Origin of the sequence: Serratia sp. CY82433, from assembly GCF_052166535.1 — a bacterium.
GTDB classification, from domain to species: Bacteria; Pseudomonadota; Gammaproteobacteria; order Enterobacterales; family Enterobacteriaceae; genus Serratia; species Serratia sarumanii.
Genome location: NZ_JBJNOR010000001.1, coordinates 1,506,091 through 1,524,904, shown reverse-complemented (window position 1 = coordinate 1,524,904; position 18,814 = coordinate 1,506,091). Strand labels below are relative to the sequence as shown.

Annotated in this window: 19 protein-coding genes; 6 read left to right on the top strand and 13 right to left on the bottom strand. The window is 58.0% G+C overall.

All coding sequences use genetic code 11. The features are described from left to right. Positions 1-283: 283 nt before the first annotated feature. Entirely contained in the window at positions 284-565 is a 282-nt protein-coding gene (locus tag ACJ8PI_RS07585; RefSeq protein ID WP_033634498.1) for a YjcB family protein, read from the top strand. Positions 566-602: 37 nt separating this feature from the next. Here the strand turns inward: ACJ8PI_RS07585 and ACJ8PI_RS07580 are convergent, their stop codons facing one another. Beyond that, positions 603-1,052, bottom strand: a complete 450-nt coding sequence (locus ACJ8PI_RS07580; RefSeq protein WP_033634497.1) for a MarR family winged helix-turn-helix transcriptional regulator — start codon at positions 1,050-1,052, stop codon at positions 603-605. 226 nt (positions 1,053-1,278) lie between these two features. Between ACJ8PI_RS07580 and ACJ8PI_RS07575 the strand changes: the two genes are divergently transcribed. Beyond that, entirely contained in the window at positions 1,279-2,478 is a 1,200-nt protein-coding gene (locus ACJ8PI_RS07575; protein WP_039566203.1) for a multidrug efflux MFS transporter, read from the top strand. A gap of 171 nt (positions 2,479-2,649) precedes the next feature. Here ACJ8PI_RS07575 and ACJ8PI_RS07570 read toward each other — a convergent pair whose 3' ends face one another. The 4 genes from ACJ8PI_RS07570 to ACJ8PI_RS07555 form a co-directional block, all read right to left on the bottom strand. After that, on the bottom strand, positions 2,650-3,141 hold the full coding sequence (locus tag ACJ8PI_RS07570; protein WP_060452668.1) for a nuclear transport factor 2 family protein: 492 nt from the start codon (positions 3,139-3,141) through the stop codon (positions 2,650-2,652). A gap of 9 nt (positions 3,142-3,150) precedes the next feature. After that, positions 3,151-3,603: a MoaF-related domain-containing protein gene (locus tag ACJ8PI_RS07565; protein ID WP_204275775.1), complete on the bottom strand. Its 453-nt coding sequence runs from the start codon at positions 3,601-3,603 to the stop codon at positions 3,151-3,153. A 310-nt stretch (positions 3,604-3,913) separates the two neighbouring features. Beyond that, positions 3,914-4,348, bottom strand: coding sequence for a glyoxalase/bleomycin resistance/dioxygenase family protein (locus ACJ8PI_RS07560; RefSeq protein WP_060430171.1), 435 nt, complete (start codon positions 4,346-4,348; stop codon positions 3,914-3,916). A 17-nt stretch (positions 4,349-4,365) separates the two neighbouring features. Further along, on the bottom strand, positions 4,366-5,235 hold the full coding sequence (locus ACJ8PI_RS07555) for a helix-turn-helix domain-containing protein (RefSeq protein WP_033634491.1): 870 nt from the start codon (positions 5,233-5,235) through the stop codon (positions 4,366-4,368). A 181-nt stretch (positions 5,236-5,416) separates the two neighbouring features. Here ACJ8PI_RS07555 and ACJ8PI_RS07550 point away from each other — a divergent pair, with 181 nt between their 5' ends. Beyond that, positions 5,417-6,334: a DMT family transporter gene (locus tag ACJ8PI_RS07550; protein ID WP_060452669.1), complete on the top strand. Its 918-nt coding sequence runs from the start codon at positions 5,417-5,419 to the stop codon at positions 6,332-6,334. Between the two features lie 54 nt (positions 6,335-6,388). Then, on the top strand, positions 6,389-7,285 hold the full coding sequence (locus ACJ8PI_RS07545) for a PhzF family phenazine biosynthesis protein (protein WP_039566209.1): 897 nt from the start codon (positions 6,389-6,391) through the stop codon (positions 7,283-7,285). Positions 7,286-7,333: 48 nt separating this feature from the next. Here the strand turns inward: ACJ8PI_RS07545 and ACJ8PI_RS07540 are convergent, their stop codons facing one another. The 7 genes from ACJ8PI_RS07540 to ACJ8PI_RS07510 all read right to left on the bottom strand — a co-directional run bounded on the left by ACJ8PI_RS07540 (position 7,334) and on the right by ACJ8PI_RS07510 (position 14,955). Then, entirely contained in the window at positions 7,334-7,864 is a 531-nt protein-coding gene (locus ACJ8PI_RS07540) for a hypothetical protein (protein WP_164134248.1), read from the bottom strand. Positions 7,865-7,875: 11 nt separating this feature from the next. Continuing rightward, on the bottom strand, positions 7,876-8,631 hold the full coding sequence (locus tag ACJ8PI_RS07535) for a macro domain-containing protein (RefSeq protein WP_164134249.1): 756 nt from the start codon (positions 8,629-8,631) through the stop codon (positions 7,876-7,878). A 154-nt stretch (positions 8,632-8,785) separates the two neighbouring features. Then, a complete protein-coding gene (locus ACJ8PI_RS07530; protein ID WP_230202050.1) occupies positions 8,786-9,187 on the bottom strand; it encodes a hypothetical protein in 402 nt (133 codons plus the stop codon). Positions 9,188-9,199: 12 nt separating this feature from the next. Next, a complete protein-coding gene (locus tag ACJ8PI_RS07525) occupies positions 9,200-9,658 on the bottom strand; it encodes a hypothetical protein (protein WP_164134250.1) in 459 nt (152 codons plus the stop codon). A 164-nt stretch (positions 9,659-9,822) separates the two neighbouring features. Continuing rightward, entirely contained in the window at positions 9,823-10,215 is a 393-nt protein-coding gene (locus tag ACJ8PI_RS07520) for a hypothetical protein (RefSeq protein WP_164134251.1), read from the bottom strand. Next, positions 10,206-14,492 carry an RHS repeat-associated core domain-containing protein gene (locus ACJ8PI_RS07515; protein WP_164134252.1) on the bottom strand — a complete coding sequence of 1,429 codons (4,287 nt, stop codon included), beginning with the start codon at positions 14,490-14,492 and terminating at the stop codon, positions 10,206-10,208. Before ACJ8PI_RS07515 ends, ACJ8PI_RS07520 begins: the two co-directional genes overlap by 10 nt. Positions 14,493-14,523: 31 nt before the next feature. Further along, the gene (locus ACJ8PI_RS07510) at positions 14,524-14,955 is read right to left on the bottom strand and encodes a DcrB-related protein (protein ID WP_033648264.1); all 432 of its coding nucleotides are present in this window, start codon (positions 14,953-14,955) and stop codon (positions 14,524-14,526) included. Between the two features lie 234 nt (positions 14,956-15,189). Here ACJ8PI_RS07510 and ACJ8PI_RS07505 point away from each other — a divergent pair, with 234 nt between their 5' ends. Together ACJ8PI_RS07505 and ACJ8PI_RS07500 are read left to right on the top strand one after the other, a co-directional pair. Beyond that, positions 15,190-16,191: an alpha/beta fold hydrolase gene (locus ACJ8PI_RS07505; protein ID WP_164134253.1), complete on the top strand. Its 1,002-nt coding sequence runs from the start codon at positions 15,190-15,192 to the stop codon at positions 16,189-16,191. A 69-nt stretch (positions 16,192-16,260) separates the two neighbouring features. Next, a complete protein-coding gene (locus ACJ8PI_RS07500; RefSeq protein WP_103774021.1) occupies positions 16,261-16,911 on the top strand; it encodes a dihydrofolate reductase family protein in 651 nt (216 codons plus the stop codon). A 43-nt stretch (positions 16,912-16,954) separates the two neighbouring features. On the opposite strand, the gene ACJ8PI_RS07495 is transcribed toward ACJ8PI_RS07500, so the two are convergent. Beyond that, on the bottom strand, positions 16,955-18,571 hold the full coding sequence (locus tag ACJ8PI_RS07495; protein ID WP_164134254.1) for a serralysin family metalloprotease: 1,617 nt from the start codon (positions 18,569-18,571) through the stop codon (positions 16,955-16,957). Positions 18,572-18,814 lie beyond the last annotated feature (243 nt).

The window sequence follows — 18,814 nt, the reverse complement described above, 5'->3', positions numbered from 1 at the left end:
TACCTTTTGCGTCACATTTCCCCGCAAAATCAGGGAACTGAAAAGCCGGCAAGCATAGCGTTATCGGGCGCACCGCCCCATGAAAAGGTTGCTAATGAAATGGCATAACTGTTTCAGCATATTGGAATGTTACCGGCGGCGTTTTTTTCACCGCGCTTCCCATTGAGCCGCCGTTCGCCCCAATGCTACAATGTGATCTGAATCACACTATTCCCGATATTCCCCCGCATTTCCCTGTCGGCGCCCTGCCGGATGCGGCTTTTGTTACATAGGATCGAGTTCGATGAGTACCATTGCCACCGGTTTAGTCATGATGCGCTGGGAGTTGCTGAGCGCCGTGATGATGTTCTTCGCCAGCCAGTTAAACGTCGTTTGCCGTAAAACCAGCCGTAACGGCATGGCGTTCATGTTCAGCAGCCTGGGCCTGTTTACCGCCTGCTGGTTCGTGATGGGCCTGATGGGTATCCACCTCACCCTGGAAGCTTTCACCCAATTCTGGTCATCGGCCTGGGATCGCTATGTGGACGTGGTCAGCACCATGCCGGTCGATTGGCCGATGCCGTAACCTCGCCGCGGGGGCGGCGCACCGGCCGCCCCGCCGATTATTCCGTTTCCGCTGACGGCGCCGCCGCCAGCCGCGCCATCAAGGCCCCCGCCTCAATCAACAGCGCCTGCTCCCGCTCCGTTAAACAGTTTTCCATCGCCGCCAGCAACCACGCCTCGCGCCGGGTACGGCTCTCCTGCAGCAGGCCCAGCCCGGCGGGCGTCAGGCGCACCCGCACCCGGCGTTTGTCTTCGGCATCCGGCGTGCGCACCAGCAGCCCATCGGCCTCCAGCTCACGCAACGCGGCCGCCAGGTTTGAGGAACGCATGCGCTCCGATTCCGCCAGCAGCGACGGCGTCGCCTCGCCGCCGTGGCGATCGATAGCCCCCAACAGCATCAGCTGGGCCCAGGATTTTTCGTCGCTGCGCGATTCGCGCCGCATACGGCGCACCAGCGACATTAACTGCGTGCGCAGCAGCGTCACGTCTTCAGGGTGATCTTTTTTCATTGGCATCAATCTAGCGTTCAGTTTATCTCTGCTTTCACACCGCCGGATCGCGCGGCTCTGGCTTAACCCAATTACCTATGATAATATAGCTATTAATATATAGCAAAAAGACACTGCGTCGGCAGGGTTACGTTTGCTCACGCATTGCCTCTCGCCGATTAATTTGCAGTGTTATTATTATTTTGCTCAATAAATCCCTCCTTATTCAACGTGGTACGGTAAGCCGATGGAAGCGTGGAAAGTCAATCTGATCTCGGTCTGGCTCGGGTGTTTCTTCACCGGGCTGGCGATGAGCCAAATCCTCCCTTTTCTGCCGCTGTACGTCGAACAGCTCGGCGTCAGCGATCACCAATCCCTCAGCCTGTGGTCCGGGCTGGTGTTCAGCGGCACCTTTTTGGTCTCGGCGGTGGTATCGCCGCTGTGGGGCAGCCTGGCCGACCGCAAAGGCCGCAAGCTGATGCTGCTGCGCGCCTCGCTGGGCATGGCGATCGTCATCGCGCTGCAGGGGCTGGCCACCAACGTCTGGCAGCTGTTCGCACTGCGCGCCCTGATGGGGCTGACGTCCGGCTATATTCCCAACGCCATGGCGCTGGTCGCCTCGCAGGTGCCGCGCGATAAAAGCGGCTGGGCGCTGGGCACGCTTTCTACCGGGCAGATCTCCGGCGTGATCGCCGGGCCGCTGCTGGGCGGGCTGATGGCCGACCATCTGGGGCTGCGGGTAGTGTTTTTCGTCACCGCCGGGCTGATGTTCGTCAGCTTCCTGGTGACGCTGTTCCTGATTAAAGAGCGGCGCATCACGGTGAAAAAAGCGGATCAGCTGAGCGGCAAGGCGGTGTTCCGTTCGCTGCCCTATCCGACGCTGATCCTCACCCTGTTCGTTTGCACCCTGATGATCCAGCTGGCCAACTCGTCCATCAGCCCGATCCTGACGCTGTTCATTCGCGAGCTGTCCGGCGACGTCAGCAATATCGCCTTTGTCAGCGGCATGATCGCCGCCGTGCCCGGCATTGCAGCGCTGATCTCGGCGCCGCGCCTCGGGCGGCTCGGCGATCGCATCGGCACCGCGCGCATCCTGATCGCCGCGCTGCTGTTCACCACCGGCCTGTTCGCCGTGATGGCCTGGGTCAATACGCCGCTGCAGCTGGGCATTCTGCGTTTCCTGCTCGGCTTCGCCGACGGCGCGCTGATGCCGGCGGTGCAGGCGCTGCTGCTGAAGTATTCCTCCGATCAGGTGACCGGGCGCATCTTCGGCTATAACCAATCCTTTATGTACCTGGGCAACGTGGTTGGCCCGCTGCTGGGGTCGGGCATTTCGGCGATGATGGGGTTCCGCTGGGTGTTCGCCGTGACGGCGGTGTTGGTGCTTTGCAATGCGCTGCAGCTGCGCCATCAGTTCAAAAAAGTGGAGAGTCAACGCGCGGGATAACGGGGAATGTGGGGAAACGCCTCAAGCAGTGGCGGGACAATGACGCCCATCAACCGTGCCACCACTGCCAAAGGCGGCCGTAGCCTACTCGACGCGGCGATCGTTTGGTATTTATGTAAGTAAATAAAGTGTTGCGGGCGTGTTGAGGGCCGCCGCAGCGGCCCTTGCGGATCAGAACATGGTATTGTCGTTGGCCGATTTTTCCGGCACATCCTGATTGACGTCCCAATGCTCGGTGATTTTCCCCTGATCGTTCACCCGGTAAATATCCACGCTGGCAGTGCCGCGATCCTGCGGGTTATTTTGGTATTTGACGTGAACATAGACCAAATCGCCGTTGACCGCGCTGCGGTATATTTTGGCGCTGTACTGCGGATTGTCTTTAAAGGTCTGGCTGAAGAAATCCAGGAACGGCTTGATGCCGTCGCCGACGAACGGGTTATGCTGCTTGTAGTTTTCCACAATCAGCTTCTGCGCCACGCCGATGTCGTGGCGATTGAAAAAGCCCGCGTATAGATCTTCCACCACCTTCAGCTTCTGCTGCGCATGATGATGACCGCCTTTGCCGGCCGATTTGTCAGACGCCGCCTGATCCGTTGACAGCGCCGGGTAACTCGCCAGCAAGCCGCCGACGATCGCACAGGTGATCAATGCCTTTTTCATAACTGCTCCTTATTTTCCTGAGTGACCTACGATTTTCAGCTGCCCTTTCAGATGGGTAAAGCTGCCATCCTTGGCGGCGATGTTGGTGTACACCTCGCCGCGCTCAAAGTCCTCGATATGCGTCACGTTGTCGCCGGACTGCGGCTCATGCCAATAGACCATATAGACCTTTGGCCGGATCTCCACCGCGGTGTACTGCACGGTGTCGGTGATGCCCTGCGACGCCTCGCCGATACCGGTGAAGGTCATGGTCTTGTCATCGGTAAAATCCAGCTTGAAGGCGAAATCGCCGAAGGTCACCTGCACCACTTTACCGACCGCAATGAACTGCCCGTGTTTTTCCGTCATCGTTGCCGCCTTACTGTTAGTCAGGGAGGGTTGCGCCGCCGTAGCGGCGGGTAATGCGAGGGGGAAAGTCAGGGCTATCGCCAGCGCGATGCCCGTTCTCTTCACTGTTTTCATCGTTCCTTCTCCTTTCCGTGGTTGAAAACGAGAATCATTATCATCACTTGGCAGTGGGCAGAAATATAAGAATAATCTCTATTCCTATCAGGCACCTGGCGGCGAAAAAAGACGGCGAAAAATCGCCGCGGAATGGCATGGCAATAGCGCGTTCTGGCCATTGGTTTTTACGCAATGAACGGAATTTCTGCTTTCAGGAAGGGAAACTGCTCGGAGATTTGATGGGTCTATAGCGCAGAACGCTTTAAGCTAATGCGTATTTGTTCTTAAGCCGCCCACCCCCGAAAGGCGGCGGCGAACGGCGTCGCGTTTAACGCAGCCAGGGCGTATAGGTGACGCCGACCAGCAACCCTTCCGGGCTGAGCAAACGGGTAACGCTCTGCCCCCACGGCTCTTCGCGGTTGACGACCAACAGCCGATAACCGCGATCGACCAGCCCCTGGGTGGCGGCCGCCATGTCGGCCACGTCGAACTCGATCCACGCCTGCGGCAGCGCGAGATCCGCCGGCCAGCGATCGTCGCCAAAGCAGGACTGCGCCGCCTGCGCCAGCGGCCACAGGGCGAAATGCTTCACGCCGTCCAGCGCGCCTTGCTCCGACAGCAGATAGGTTTCGTTGCCCGGCATCGGCTTGAGCGGCAGCCCCAGCGCCTCGACATAAAACGCCTTGCTCTCGTCGCTCTCACGCGTGATGGGCCCGAATCCGGCGACAAACAACACGCCCAGCCCGGCAAATGGTTGATCCATGCGGCACTCCCTTCCGGTTAGCGCCCCTGCCGCACCTGCAGCGGAGCAAATCCATAGGCCGCCTTGAAGCGGTTACTAAAGTGGCTGGCGGAACTGAAGCCGCACGCCAGCGCGATCTCGGTGATCGGCTGTTGGCTGTGCCGCAGCAACCGTTCCGCCCGCTGCAGCCGTGCGCGCATCACAAACTGGTGCGGCGCCAGCCCGGTGGCGTGCTTGAACATGCGGGCGAAATGGTATTCGCTCAACCCGGCCTGCGCCGCCAGATCCGCCAACAGCAAAGGCCGATCGAGGTGGTTTTCGATATATTCCCGCACCCGCCTGGCCACCGCAGGCGCCAGGCCGCCGCGCGCCTGCGGCAGCTTCCACTGCAGCTGGCTGTAACGCTGGATCAGATGCGACATCAGCAGGTTCGACGCGCTGCTGAGCGCCAGCAGATTGGCGCTGTCCCGCCAGTCGCAGTTGAGCAAAAACTGGCGATACAGCAGCGTGATCTGCGGATCTTCGCCGAAGCTGCGCGGCTCTACGTTGATCGCCGCCGGGCTGCGATCCCAGGTCTGCTCCGCCAGCTGCCGCAGATGCCCGTCGGTGCAATACAGGTGCACGAACGACAGATCGCTGCGCACGTCCCAGGTGGAGGCGTATTGGCGCGGCATGATGCAGAACCGATCCGGCCCGCCGCCGTTGCGCCAGCCGCCCGGCACCTGCTGGTAGCACTCATAGCCGTCGGCGACGTACAGGCTCAGGGTATGGTGGTCGGCGCTTTCCTGCGTGACGCGATCGTTGCAGTTGGACCAGGCGGCCAGCTCCACGCCGGTGCCCAGCAGCACGCTGCCGTGCAGCCGCGCCTTGTGCTCACGCAGTGTTTCAAACGCCTGATAGTTGGACATCGCCGGCCCCGTTGTTCGACATGCCGACAGTGTAAAGAGTGGCGCCGCCGCATACCAGCCGCCGCCCCGCGCTTTTGGCAAAAAAAGCGCAAGAATATGCAACTGGACGCAAAGCGCTGCAAGCGCCGCCGCGCGCCAAAGCGGATACTGCGCCATCGGTTTTTTCGGAGTAACAAATAGAATGAATGCGCTGTTGTACCTCGCCGTGGTGCTGATTTGGGGCACCACCTGGATTGCGATCACCCTGCAACAGGAAGGCCCGGTGGCCATTCCCGTCTCGATCGCTTACCGCTTCGCCATTTCCGCCGCGGTGATGTTCGCCGTCTTGTTGTTGACGCGCCGCCTGCGCCGCCTCACCCCGCGCGATCATCTGTTCTGCGTGCTGCAGGGCTGCTGCGTGTTCGGCTTCAACTTCTTCTGCTTCTACCACGCGGCGGCCTACATCAGCAGCGGGCTGGAATCGGTGATCTTCTCGATGGCGGTGCTGTTCAACGCCCTCAACAGCCTGCTGTTTTTCCGCCAGCGTCCCAGCCCCAACCTGCTGCCGGCGGCGCTGCTGGGTTTGACCGGCATCGTGGCGCTGTTTTGGCAAGATCTGGCCGCCACCCGCATGGCGCCGGAGCTGCTCAAAGGCATCGGCCTGAGCGCGCTCGGCACCTACGGCTTCTCGCTGGGCAACATGATCAGCACGCGCCATCAGCGCCACGGGCTGGATATCTTTTCCACCAACACCTACGCCATGACCTACGGCGCGCTGCTGATGGCACTGATCGCCCTGGCGCAGGGCGCATCGTTCCAGATCGAATTCAGCAGCCGCTATATCGGCTCCCTGCTGTACCTGGCGATTTTCGGGTCGGTGATCGCCTTCGCCGCCTACTTCAGCCTGCTCGGCCGCATCGGCGCCGGCGCGGCGGCTTACAGCACCCTGCTGTTCCCGCTGGTAGCGCTGACCATCTCAACGATCTACGAAGGCTATCAGTGGCACTTCAACGCCGTGCTGGGCCTGTGCCTGATCCTACTGGGCAACCTGGTGATGTTCGCCAAGCCGGGGCTGAAATGGCGACGGCCAGGTATCGCGAAACAAAACTCAACCCTTTGAAGCCATTGGCGAATATCGTTATCATCAGGTTTTGTTGATAACGGATGATGGCAAATGCTCAGAAGTGATGATGTGACACCCCGCGCCTACAAACAGGTGGACGTGTTTACCCGTACGCCGCTGCAGGGCAACCCCGTGGCGGTGGTGCTGGAGGCCGAGGGGCTGAGCAGCGCGCAAATGCTGGCATTGGCCCGTTGGACCAACCTTTCGGAAACCACCTTTGTGCTTAAACCGACGCACCCGGCGGCGGATTATAAGGTGCGCATTTTCACCACCGAAAAAGAGCTGCCCTTCGCCGGCCACCCAACGCTGGGCACCGCCCACGCCCTGCTGGAAGCCGGTTTGACGCCTAAACGGCCTGGGATGGTGATGCAGGAATGCGGCGTCGGCCTGGTGGCGGTCGATATCCAGCAGGAAGGTACATTGGCGTTCGCCGCGCCCGAAGTTGAGCTCCGCCCAATGGCGGCTGAGGAAACAGAACGGCTGATGGCCGCTTTACGGCCCGCGGTGATGGCAGCAAGCCCTCTGCCGGTGATTGCCGAGATGGGCATTCGCTGGCTGATGGTGCGCCTGCCGGACGCACAATCCTGCCTGGCGGTGACGCCGGATCAGGCCACGATTAAACGCCTGCAAACGTCTTGCAATGTGGATGGCGTGGTGATTTATGGCGCCTGCTCCGCAACCGAACCGGCCGATTACGAAATGCGCGCGTTTATGGTGGAATGCGGCGCCTTGATTGAAGATCCGGTGACCGGCAGCGCCAACGCCTGCCTGGCGCGCTTATTGAAGGCCAACCACTTTCCCGACGGCAGCCAGACCGCACAGGGCTACCAGGTGCGCCAGGGCACCCAACTGAACCGAGATGGCCGCGTGAGCGTGCGCTTTATTGACGGCGAACCCTGGATCGGCGGGCAGTGCCGCACCCTGATTGATGGCACATTGGGTATTTAGTTTGGGGGGAGGAATAAGAGGATGGTGAGCATCTTCTGGGAACGTCAATTAGCAACGCTCAAAGCCTATGTTTAGCTGTTCTTCATTACATAGGTCAACAAACTGCTGAGAGACAATTATTCTTTCACAATAGATGCTATCCCTAGCAATAAAGAACTCCCTGTCACACTTGTAAGCAGGCACATCAATGAGCTTGCTTCCATCTTCAAGTTCTCTGAACATCGAGGCTTCCTCATCAATAATTGGAAAATAATTATTCACTTTACACAGAAAAATCGTTTCAGTTACGTTTTCTACCGCACATTCATAGAATAACATCTCAGACGAAACCTTGCGTTCAAATACAGCCTTAGCTCTTTTTGAAAAAATTGGAATTCCGAGACTGGCAGGAAAATAGTCATGCAAATTAAAAATGTCGCTACTCAAAGCGCTTGGCATTTTCCCTTTTGGCAGTGAGTAGGATTGGAACTTACCATCACCTTCATTCCAAATAAAAAAGCTGGACAATCTTGATTTCGGATCGGGAAAACAAATCAAGTTATCGCCAAATGTAAAGCTATTGAAAGTATAGAAGTTCATGTCACTCTCATTCAACTTAATTTAACGATGTTGCATTTTATTTTCTTTCTTGCTAAGCGCTCTTTGATTAGAGAAAAAATAGCATCCCAATCACCACCTCCCAATCCTGCACCAATCATAGGCAATTGTATACTAAGCCTTTCTTTTAATGCATAATCAGAAACCAGACTTAGACATTCTTTAAGTGCTTCATATGAAACATATTGAGCATTATCATCTTTACTTTTCTTTAGTCCATCCTGAGCCAACATATTTGCAACATATATCCGCTCATTTTCGCTCACACAGATGAATTGTACATTCCCGAGAAAAAAATCCTTTTTTTCAGAGAACCACTTTAAATATTCTTCCTTTACTGCTGGATAGCGTTTTGATAGAGGAACAACAAAACCTTTTCCCCACTTACCCTTGTTATTCACAATATGAATGATCATTTTAGATTTTGACGAAGTAATAGATGCATCACCATAGCTAAAACTGACATAATCATTCAAAACATCAGAGGTGATCGTCTTATTCCATTCACTTTCAAATTCAAGACTAGTTATCAACTCTGACTCAGAAAGATCAAGCTCACTTTTCTTACCATCATAAAGTAAAAAACCTATATCTTCGTGCCAATCTTCCAAAGATGAGGATGAATAATACAAATCATTTATTATAGTTATTTGTCTTGTTGCAACATCGCCATTAAACTCAGTATAGATCCTCCCTTCACCAGAAATGAGTTCACATGTACCTTTATAATAATTCTTATCGGACTCCACAGTTCTTTCCTCCTCCTACGACAGATGGAATAAGTTATTTATAACAGTCAATCACCATGTTACTTACAATAACCCTCTAATTTTCAATACCACTATCAAAAAACTCAAAGCTTCAATTAACTACTAGCATTCAATAATCTCGAAATCCTTTTAACTATGAAATAAGAAAACCGAAAAAATTATTTGATTCTAAAGACAATAGCCGCTCATCGTCACCTGCCTTATATTTTAAGAAAACCCCTGAGAACGGATCGTCACTATAATTTACTCCAACTATGCTAACCTCCTGCTCAGTTTTAAATGACTGGGAATAAATTGACATCATGGAAAATTTATCATCCTCATCCACCTCAAACCATGGAACGATGTTTTCAACTAAACGTGAATTAACAATCCCATCATTACCGATGTAAACCTCAAAAATAGCCTCACCTGATATAAAGTAAATCCTGTCATACATCGGGTGAAAAACCGGCGGCGTATCCGAAGCTATGTAGCCAGTGACAACTATATCACTCACCCCAAATTTAATTACATGCCCACTAAACTTACTCATATACTCCATAAGCTAACGCCAGAATGAAAAATCAGATATGAAAATTTCGTTTATTATCACCCCAGCAGGAATATAGTTTATCGCATCGGCGATCTCATCATATGGAGGTGGGAGGATAAACGAAACACCAAAGTCATCATTAATAATGATTGAACCATTGTATATTTTCTGTGATGTCGTCAGCTTGATTATATCTATTATTTTCATTCCGGGGAATATGATTCCATCGTAGCCTCCTTGATAATGAGCATTACATCCAAGTGACAAAATGACACCGTCTTTATCAGTTATGACGGTTAAGGTATTATCGACTGCATATGACTTTCGCTCACTCCCGTCAGGTAGAAAGTAGTTTTTAATCTTAACGCTAAATCCGGAGTGCATTTCATTAATATATAATGAAATATTTTCATTTATAACGACATTCCCTATAGAAACACCCGATACAATCCTCGCGTTAAAATCAATCATGTTAGACACCGTAATGTTAAATTATTTATCAATGTGTACGGATGGATATTTCAAAATTGTCAAACCTGCTCTTTTAGATAGTTTTCATTCTAGACATTTAGAACCGACTGAGAATTGCCGGCTCTAACGCAGATTTAGAAATGGTTACATTGTTAACGTGAATATTAAGAGTCAGGATAGACGACTCTATAATCCTCATCCCTATGAAGCTTAGTCCAAATTCCATCCTTCCACTTCACACCTCCATCTCTTAGTATTTTTTTTATTTTTCTCTCAAAGTCTGGATTAAAAAAATCATTAGATTTTATTTTCACGTCGATCACGTGGTTATCATCACAAAGAACATCCCCCAACCTATCAACTCTATCTATAACCTCTATATTATAATCTTCTAGTTCTGCTTTTGCCACATACCGCCCCTTATCATCTTCACAAGGAAGTGAAACACCAAACGCCCTTTCCAGTTTAATAAGCAGCTCATCAAATGGAATATCTTCCAATAATAAAATACCTAATTGCCTATTCTCGTTCACAGCCACTCTCCATTTCATGAACATCCGAAACGCCCTAACCTTCTTTGGACGTCGCCTTTTCTAGCCAGATCATCTAACTCATGGGTGTAGAACACTCTAAACCCAAATGGTTCATTTCTTAACCCTGGGAATTTCTGCCTTAACTTCGAATCGATAGACTCCTCTATTGATTTCATCCCCTCAAGCTTAGATGCGTCCCGGCGTCTGTTCCTAAACTCAGGTGAACTCGCTAAGTAATCCGACTTAATAAATCCATCAACATCGAAATCATTCATGTTAATAGGTCGAGCAATAGCAGGATCATGGGACTTACTTATTCCACTTGCAGCGCTACCTCTATATCCAACGGTTGCGTTTGGATCTATCTTCTGTATAGCAGGAAGATGTTCCAATAGAATCTCATCAATTTGTTGCTGAAGGCTATTTAAGCCACTAAGTCCTAGAGGATCTATCCATCCCAAAGGATTTGGAGCATATCTATAAAGGTTCAACCCGCCGCGCAGCCCTATCGGATCCTGCGTGGTGAAACGCCCCACCTCGGGTTCGTAGTAGCGGAACAGGTTGTAGTGCAGGCCGCTTTCGTCGTCCTGATATTGCCCGGCGTAGCGCAGCGGCTGCTGATATTGCGCGCCCTGCCGCTTCGCCGCGCCGGCCACCGTCTGGCCCTGCAGCTTGCCGAAGGTGTCGTATTGCCCGGACCAGCACAGGTTGCCCGCCGCGTCGGTCACCTCCAGCGGTGCGCTGTTCAGATCGGTGTGATACCAGTAAATATCCGCCGAGCGGCTGTCGCCCGCCTGCTCCAGCGCCGCCAGTGGGCTCCACGGGCTGGCCGGATCGTAGCTCCAGCTGCGGCGGCTGCCGTCGTCGCGCTGCTCCTGCAGCAACCGGTAGCCTTGCCACAGGAAACGGGTCGTCTGTTCGGTTTTGCCCTTGTAGCGCACCGCCTTGCGGCTGCGGCGGCCCAGCGCGTCGTAATGGTACTGCGCTTCGAACTCGCCCTGCGGGCCGCGGCCGTGCGCCTGCACCAGCCGGTTGTCGGCGTCGTAGCGGTAGTGCTGTTCGTACAGGCCGTTGCGCCGGCTGATCAGGTTGCCCCAGGCGTCGTAACGGTAAAACAGTTTTTGCCAGTGCGTCAGCCGGTTATCGGCGATCGGCGCCAGCGGCAGTTGCGCGTCGATGTCGCTCTGCGGGCTGCGCTCGCCCAGCAGGTTATCCGCCAAATCGTACACCAGCCGCGCGCCCGGTTTGCCCTGATTGGGTTCGCGGTGTTGCAGCAAGCGGCCTTCGGCATCGTAACCGTAGTGCACTTCGCCGCGCAGCGCGTCGCTCACCCCGGCCAACTCGCCGCGGCCGGTGTAACGATAGGCGCGCCACAGCACGCCGTCTTCCGGCCGGGTCAGTTTGTCGTGGCCGAAGGCGCTGCTCTGCCAGCTGCGGCGGCCCATGGCGTCGTAACGCCGCTGCTGCTGCAGCGCGCCCTGGCTGCGGCCGGTCTCCCGATGCAGGCGATCGCGGGTGAACTCGCTCACCACCTGCTGGTTGAATTTGATGGCGCTGGCGTGGCCGGAGCCGTAATACAGCCACTGCAGGCGATCGCCCTGCGGCAGCGTCAGCGCCTGCAGGTTGGCCAGCGCATCCCACTGGTATTGCAGCTCGCCGTTCACGCCCTGCTCGCCGAGCAGCCGCCCGGCGGCGTCATAGCGCATCTGCACGCTGTCCGGCTCAATGCCCAGCGCCGCGCCGCTCGCCGTCGGCAGGCGGTTCAGCTCGCGCAGCCGCCCCATGGCGTCGAAGCGGTAATGCCATTCCGCGCTGGCGTTGCCGCGCCAGACCAGCTGCCCGGCCTCGTCGAAGCGGAAGCGCTGTTCGCGCTGCGTCAGCTCACCCGCGCTGCCAGGCAGGCCGACCTCGCGGTGCTCCTCCAGCAGCCCGGCCGCGCCGTAGCGATAATAGTGGCGGGTGTCGTCCGGGCGCTCTTCGGCCAGCACGCGGCCCACCGCATCGTAGCTGAAGCGGTATTCGCCGCCGTTGCCGTTCTCCAGCCGCGTCAGCCAACCCTGCGGGCTGTAGTGATAGCGCCGGGTGCGGTTGATGCGGTCGGTGATGCTGACCGGCAGCCCCAGGGCGTTGTACTGCCAGCGGGTCAGGCTGCCCAGCGCGTCCTGATGTTCGGCCAGCTGGCCGTGTGCATTCCAGTTAAAGCGCTCTTCACCGCCGTCCGGGTGGATCAGGGTGTGCAGGCGCCCGCCGTTATCCCACCGGTAGCGCGTCTGGTGGCCTTCGGCATCGGTCTGCGCCGTCAGTTGCCCCAGCGCATCGTAGGTATAAGCCGTCACGCTGCCGGAACAGTCGGTGTAGCGCGTCAGCTGGCCGCGGGCGTCCCACTCCAGCTTCACTTCCCCGCCCAGCGCGTCGATCACGCCGGCCGGCAGGCTCTCTTCGTCATCCGGATAGCGGTACAGCGTGGCGTTGCCCAGCGCATCGACATAGCGCGTCGGGCGCCCCAGCGTGTCCCAGTGCTGCGCTTCGCTGCTGCCGTCCGGGTACGCGACGGCGAACAGCCGGCCGCTGTTGCGCGAATATTGATAGCGAGTGACGCGGCCGAGCGGATCGGTCTCCGACAGCAGGCGGCCGTAAGGATCCCATTCACTCTGGCGCTGCGCGCCGCCGGGCAGCAGCACGCTGCACAGTTCGCCGCGTTGGTAGATAAAACCGTAGCGGCGCTGGTCGAAGTCGGTGTACTGCGCCACATTGTCGTCGTCATCCAGCCGCCACTCCGCGCGCTTGCCGTCGCCGCGCACCGCGCTGCGGCGCCCACCGGCGAAGTCATAACCGAACTCCAGCGATTCTCCGGCGCTGTTGCGGTAGGCCGTCACGCGCGGCACGCCGTCAATCTCTTGCCATTGGTATTCGTTCAGCAGCCCGGCGGCGTCCTGGTGGCTGATCATCAGGCCGTCGCGCCAGCCGAAGCGGCGCGTTACCTCTCCGGCACGGTTGCTCACCGTCGTCAGTTGGCCCTGCTCATCGTAATCGTAGCGCGCCAGCGTCCGTTCGCCTTCGGCGGTTTGCAGCGCCACTTCGCGCAGGCGGCCCTGCGCATAGCGGCACATCAGGCGCTGCCCGGCGCTGTCCACCAGTTCGCTCAGCAGCCCCTCGTCGTCGTAAAACAGCGAGGTGGCGTTGCCGATGGCGTCGGTGATCATGCTGAGCCGGCTCGGCTGGTCGCCCGCCAGCGGCGGGTAATGGAAAATCTGTTCGCCGACGTCAAACAGCTGCCAGCTGCCGTCGTCGTTGTGCATCAGCCAGCATTTTTCGGCTTCGCAGTAGGTTTTATGGCCGCGCGGCACCCTGGGGAAAGCGACGAAGTCGCCGGAAGGCGCGCGCCACACCAGACCGTCCTGATACGGCTGCAGGCTGCTCTCCCAGAACAGGTTCCAGCCGCGGCCCAGTACGCCGTCGCCGGGGTTGCCGCTGCGCCAATAGCGCTGCCAGGCGACCGGCAGGCGCGAAGGCAGCACGAAATCGAGATCGTCTTCGCCGTCGAGGAATTTCTGGCCGCTGACGATATCCACCGGCCGGGCGATAATGCCGACGGCGGCGGTGGCGGTCATCAGGGTGCCGGCGCGGCAGGCGATGCGCGCCAGCTTGTTGATGCCGGGCAGCTTGCCCAGCAGTTTGCCCAGCGCCCCCAGCTTGCCGGCGGCGCCGCCCACGCCGCCCACCAGGCCGGCGAACAGCAGCGTCAGGTCAGAGACCTTGTACAGCCAATCCGGCACTTCGGGCTTGATCGGCAAGGTGGTGACGGTGCCGCCGCCGATAAACACGTTGGGCGAACCTTCCATCACCTGCGCGTCGCAGTTGGTTTTGTCCCCCACGCGCGAGGCGGGCTGGCCGTTGATGCTGACCTTGTCGGAGCCCTGCGCCATCTGCATGCTCGGGCCGTCGTCGCTGCAGGCCACCTGGCTGTTGGTGGCGAGCGCGGCGGGTTTGCCGTTGATGAAGACGTTGGGGGAGCCGGTGACGATATTGCCTTTGGGGGTCAGGCTACCGGCGCCGGCGTCGGCAATGCCGTCGCGCGCCGCGGTGGCCGCCTCCCCGGTGAGATACCCCACCGCCAGGCTGGCGCCGATGAGCAGCACGCCAACGCCGATACAGGAAGCCGCCAGGCCGGCGACGAACAGCGCACCCGCCGCCACCGCGCCTGCGGCGGCGATCAGGCCGCCGACAATCGTGCCGGCAATCATGCCGGCCAGGGCATGGGAATGCCCGATGGTATCGCCGACGCGAGCCGCTTCGGTCATCGTAAGGTCCTTTTACGCAAAGAGTTCATCGTTAGGCCGCCCGGTAGCTGCTCAGCACCTGCTGCAGCAGGGCGTCATCTTGCGGCGTCAGCTTGCGCGCCATCGCCAGGGTGAAGACCAGCACCCGACCCTCCGCCAGCGCGAACACCGCCTGGTTTTGCCAGATGCGCTTGCCGTCGCGCAGGTAGCTGGCGCACACCCATTCACCGGCGGTTAATCCATCGCCCAGCGTCGCCGGCTCGCGGCTTTTGAATGCCCAGCCTTTCAGCCCCTGCGCCAGCGCGTCGAGCTGGCGGGTGACGTAGCCTTCCAGGTTCTCCGCCGGCTGCAGCGCATCGCGGGAAATATTGATTGAGGGGGAAACATCATCGCCGGCCAACAGCACGTTGACGGTGCGATCGGCATAGCCTTCCGGCAAAGCGACGCTGCCTTCGCTGAAAGCGCAGCGGGATAAAGCGGACATGCGAGGATCCTTTTGCATAAATAATGCTTAAGCATCGCATAACTTAGCCTTGAAATAAAACCTTCAGGCTCCGCCAATATTGCGCGGCGTGACCGCGTTCACTGTGTACAAGGCCGTGGCCGGAACCTTGCCTGGGATCGGGCCGTAACATTACAGAATTATCTGAAACTGCTGGCGCGCCGACGCCCTGATTGTGGCTATACTCGGCTATCGTCCGTTTTTCAGGAGATCAGGATGCTGAGATTCACCCGTCGCGCGCTGCTGTGCGCCACGCTGGCCGCGTTCCCCGCCGCCGCCGAAACGCCGAAGTTCGGCCCGGAGCTACAGGGCTTTCACTACCCTTACCCGTTGCAGCAGTTCAGCTTCACCTCGCAGGGGCAGCCGTTAAAAATGGGCTATATGGACGTGCCGCCGGAAGGTGCCGCCAACGGCCGCACCGCGCTGCTGCTGCACGGTAAAAACTTCTGCGCCGCCACCTGGCAGGACACCATCAAGGCGCTGAGCAAGGCCGGTTACCGCGTCATCGCGCCGGATCAAATCGGCTTTTGCTCCTCCACCAAACCGGCACATTACCAGTACAGCTTCCAGCAGCTGGCGCAAAATACCCACGGCCTGCTGCAGAACCTGAAAATCAGTAAGGCCATCATCATCGGCCACTCCACCGGCGGCATGCTGGCCACGCGCTACAGCCTGATGTATCCGCAGGCGGTGGAGCAATTGATCATGGTCAATCCGATCGGCCTCGAGGACTGGAAGGCGAAAGGCGTACCGTGGCGCGGCGTCGATCAATGGTTCGCGCGCGAGCTGAACACCACCGCCGAGGGCATCCGCAACTATGAGCAGCGCACCTACTACGGCGGCCGCTGGAAGCCGGAGTACGATCGCTGGGTGGATATGCTGGCCGGGCTGAACAACGGGCCGGGCCATCGCCTGGTGGCGTGGAACTCGGCGTTGATCTACGACATGATCTTCACCCAGCCGGTGTACTACGAGTTCAAGGATCTGCAAACCCCCACCACCTTGATGATCGGCACCGCCGACACCACCGCCATCGGCAGCGATATCGCCCCGCCGGCGGTCAAGGCCAGGATCGGGCATTATGACGTGTTAGGCAAACAGGCGGCGAAGCTGATCCCGCACGCCACGCTGATCGAGTTCGCCGGGCTGGGCCATGCGCCGCAAATGGAGGAACCAGAGCGTTTCCATCAGGCGTTGCTCAAGGCACTGCAGCCCTGAGCGGCCGGTTGGCGCAGCCGCCGCGCGGCGGCTAAACTTTCAGCTGGCACTCAACGGCAGGAGACAGCCATGCGACAGATTATTGCCAGCGCCTTCGTCAGCCTCGATGGCGTGATGCAGGCGCCCGGCGGGCAGGACGAAGACCGCAGCGGCGGCTTTCGCTTCGGCGGCTGGACAGCCCCCTACTGGGATGAAGCCATTGCGGAAACGATGGGCGATCTTTTCTCTGCGCCGTTCGATCTGCTGCTGGGGCGGCGCACCTACGACATTTTCGCCGGCTACTGGCCGCAGATCACCGACGAGGCCGACCCGTTATCCGCCGATATCGCCCGCGTGTTCAATCAGGCCACCAAGTACGTCGCCACCCACCACGGCGAGACGCTGGCGTGGCAGAACAGCCAGTGGCTGGGGCGGGACATCCTCGCCCGGCTGCGCGAGCTGAAACGCGCGCAGGGGCCGGTACTGCTGGTGCAGGGCAGCAGCACGCTGATGCAACAGCTGCTGGCCAACGATCTGGTGGACGAACTGCGCCTGCTCACCTACCCGGTGCTGCTCGGCGGCGGCAAGCGGCTGTTCGATGACAACGCGGCGCCGGCGGCCTTCACGCTGGCTCAATCGGTGGTCTCGCCCGGCGGCGTGATCGTGGCCCACTACCGCCGCGCCGGCGCGGTGGCAACCGGCTCTTTCGTAGCGGAAAGCGCCGCGGTGGCCCAGCCGTAAAAAAAGGGCCGTTCGGCCCTTTTCTCTTTCCCCTGCATCGCCCTCAGGCAAACAGAATATCGCTCTGCTCCACCTGCCCGACCACATGGATCTTGAAGTCGGCGGCATAGCTGTTGCTTTGGGTGTTCATCAACAGATCGGTGGTGCCGTTGAAGGCGTCGAAGTTGAGCTGGATCTCGCCTTTCTGGCCGCTGAAGGCGCTGCCGCTGTCGATAAAGCGCAGCTCGCTCAGGCTGTTGTTGAAGCGCAGGCCGGAGAGATCGATCTTGTCAATGCCGTGCTCGAAGTCTTCAATCACGTCGAACGCCGCCACCGTGGACTCTTTGGCATTGAGATAGACGAAATAGTCGGTGAAGTTGTTGGCATCTTTGCCGCCCCACAGATGATCCGCCCCCAGGCCGCCGTACAGGATGTCGGAGCCGGCGTTGCCCGCCAGCAGGTTGTCCTGATCGTTGCCGATGATCACATCGCGCCCGCTGCCGCCGATGGCGTTCTCGATGATCGCCCCGCGCGCGATGGCGACGTTCTGCGTGCCGCCGCCGACGCTGGAGAACGCGCCGTCGTTCAGGTTGATCATCTGCTGCTGGCTGTAGCCGGAGAAGTCCAGCGTGTCGTTGCCGCCGGCGTCCCACACCGCGAAGTTGACCGGTTTGCCGTTGTCCGCCGTGGCGGTCAGGAAATCGCGCCCGGTGTTGGAGTTGAAGCCGTACACCGTGTCGCCGGTGCGGGTGCTCATGTTGGCGCCGTACAATTTTTGGATCGCGGCGATGTCATCCACCATCGGGCCATAGCCATACACCCCTTTGGTGTCGGCGCCGGTGTAACCGGCGTTGAAATAGCTCATGATGGAATATTGCAGCGAATCCTGATAGTAAGCCGCGTCGTTCTGGTAACTCGGGTTGCCCAACGAGGCGTCATAAGATCCCGGATGCGCCAGCCCCAGGGCATGCCCCAGCTCGTGGGTGAAGGTCTGGCTGCTGAAGTCGCCGCTAACCGGCGCCTGATGGGTGGCAAAGTTTTTGTTGAACCACACCGTGCCGGCAAAGGCGTTATCGCTGCCCGGTTTGGAGCTCGGCGGGTAATAGGCGTAAGCATTAATGGCATTCGGGCCGCTGCCGGCTGCGGTGCTGCCGTCGGCGCGCTGGGTGAAGTAGGCGAAGGTGATGTCCGCGCGATGGTTGATATCGGTGGACGCCGTTTCGGTAAAGGTCACGTTCGCCACGTCGGCCCAGGCCTGCATCGATTTCAGCGCCTGCGCCTGCGCCGCCTGGGTCAGCGGCTGCAGCCCCTTGTCGCCGTCGCCGGTCTGGCCGATGCGGTTCAGCGCGCTCTGCGTCAGGAAGGAATAGGTCAGCGCCACCGGCTGGTGATACACCTGATCGCCGTTGTGCGTCAGGCCCGGCCGCGTCAGCTGATCGGCGGCGCGATCGAAGCTGAAGTTATCGCGGATTTTACCCAGGTTGTTGATGGCTGCCCCGCCGCGCTGGTTACTGTAGAGGTTGGCGTTGTCCAGCGTAAACAGCGCGCCATAACCCAAGCCGTCATAGGGGCTGCCGGGCTGGTGATAGTAAAATTGATAGTTATGATCGTTGGGGGATGTGGCGGCCAGGCTGGTGAACTCATCATCATCTTGCAAAATGTCATTGTGGCTACGGCGCATTGCATTCTCCTTTTACACAATAGGAACCCACTCGCTTTGTAAGACTATTCATCAGTCGTTCTAATCTAAGCCAAGGCTTAGGAATGACCAGTATAGTGACTCACCCCGGCGGCGCGAGCCCGCCCCGCCTGGCTTCACCGTGCCGGGCATTGAGATGGAGATACTCGTAACAATTTGTATTCTCACTATATTAATGAGAAAAATAAGTGCATTAACGGGTTAATCATTCGTCTTTTTGCGCAT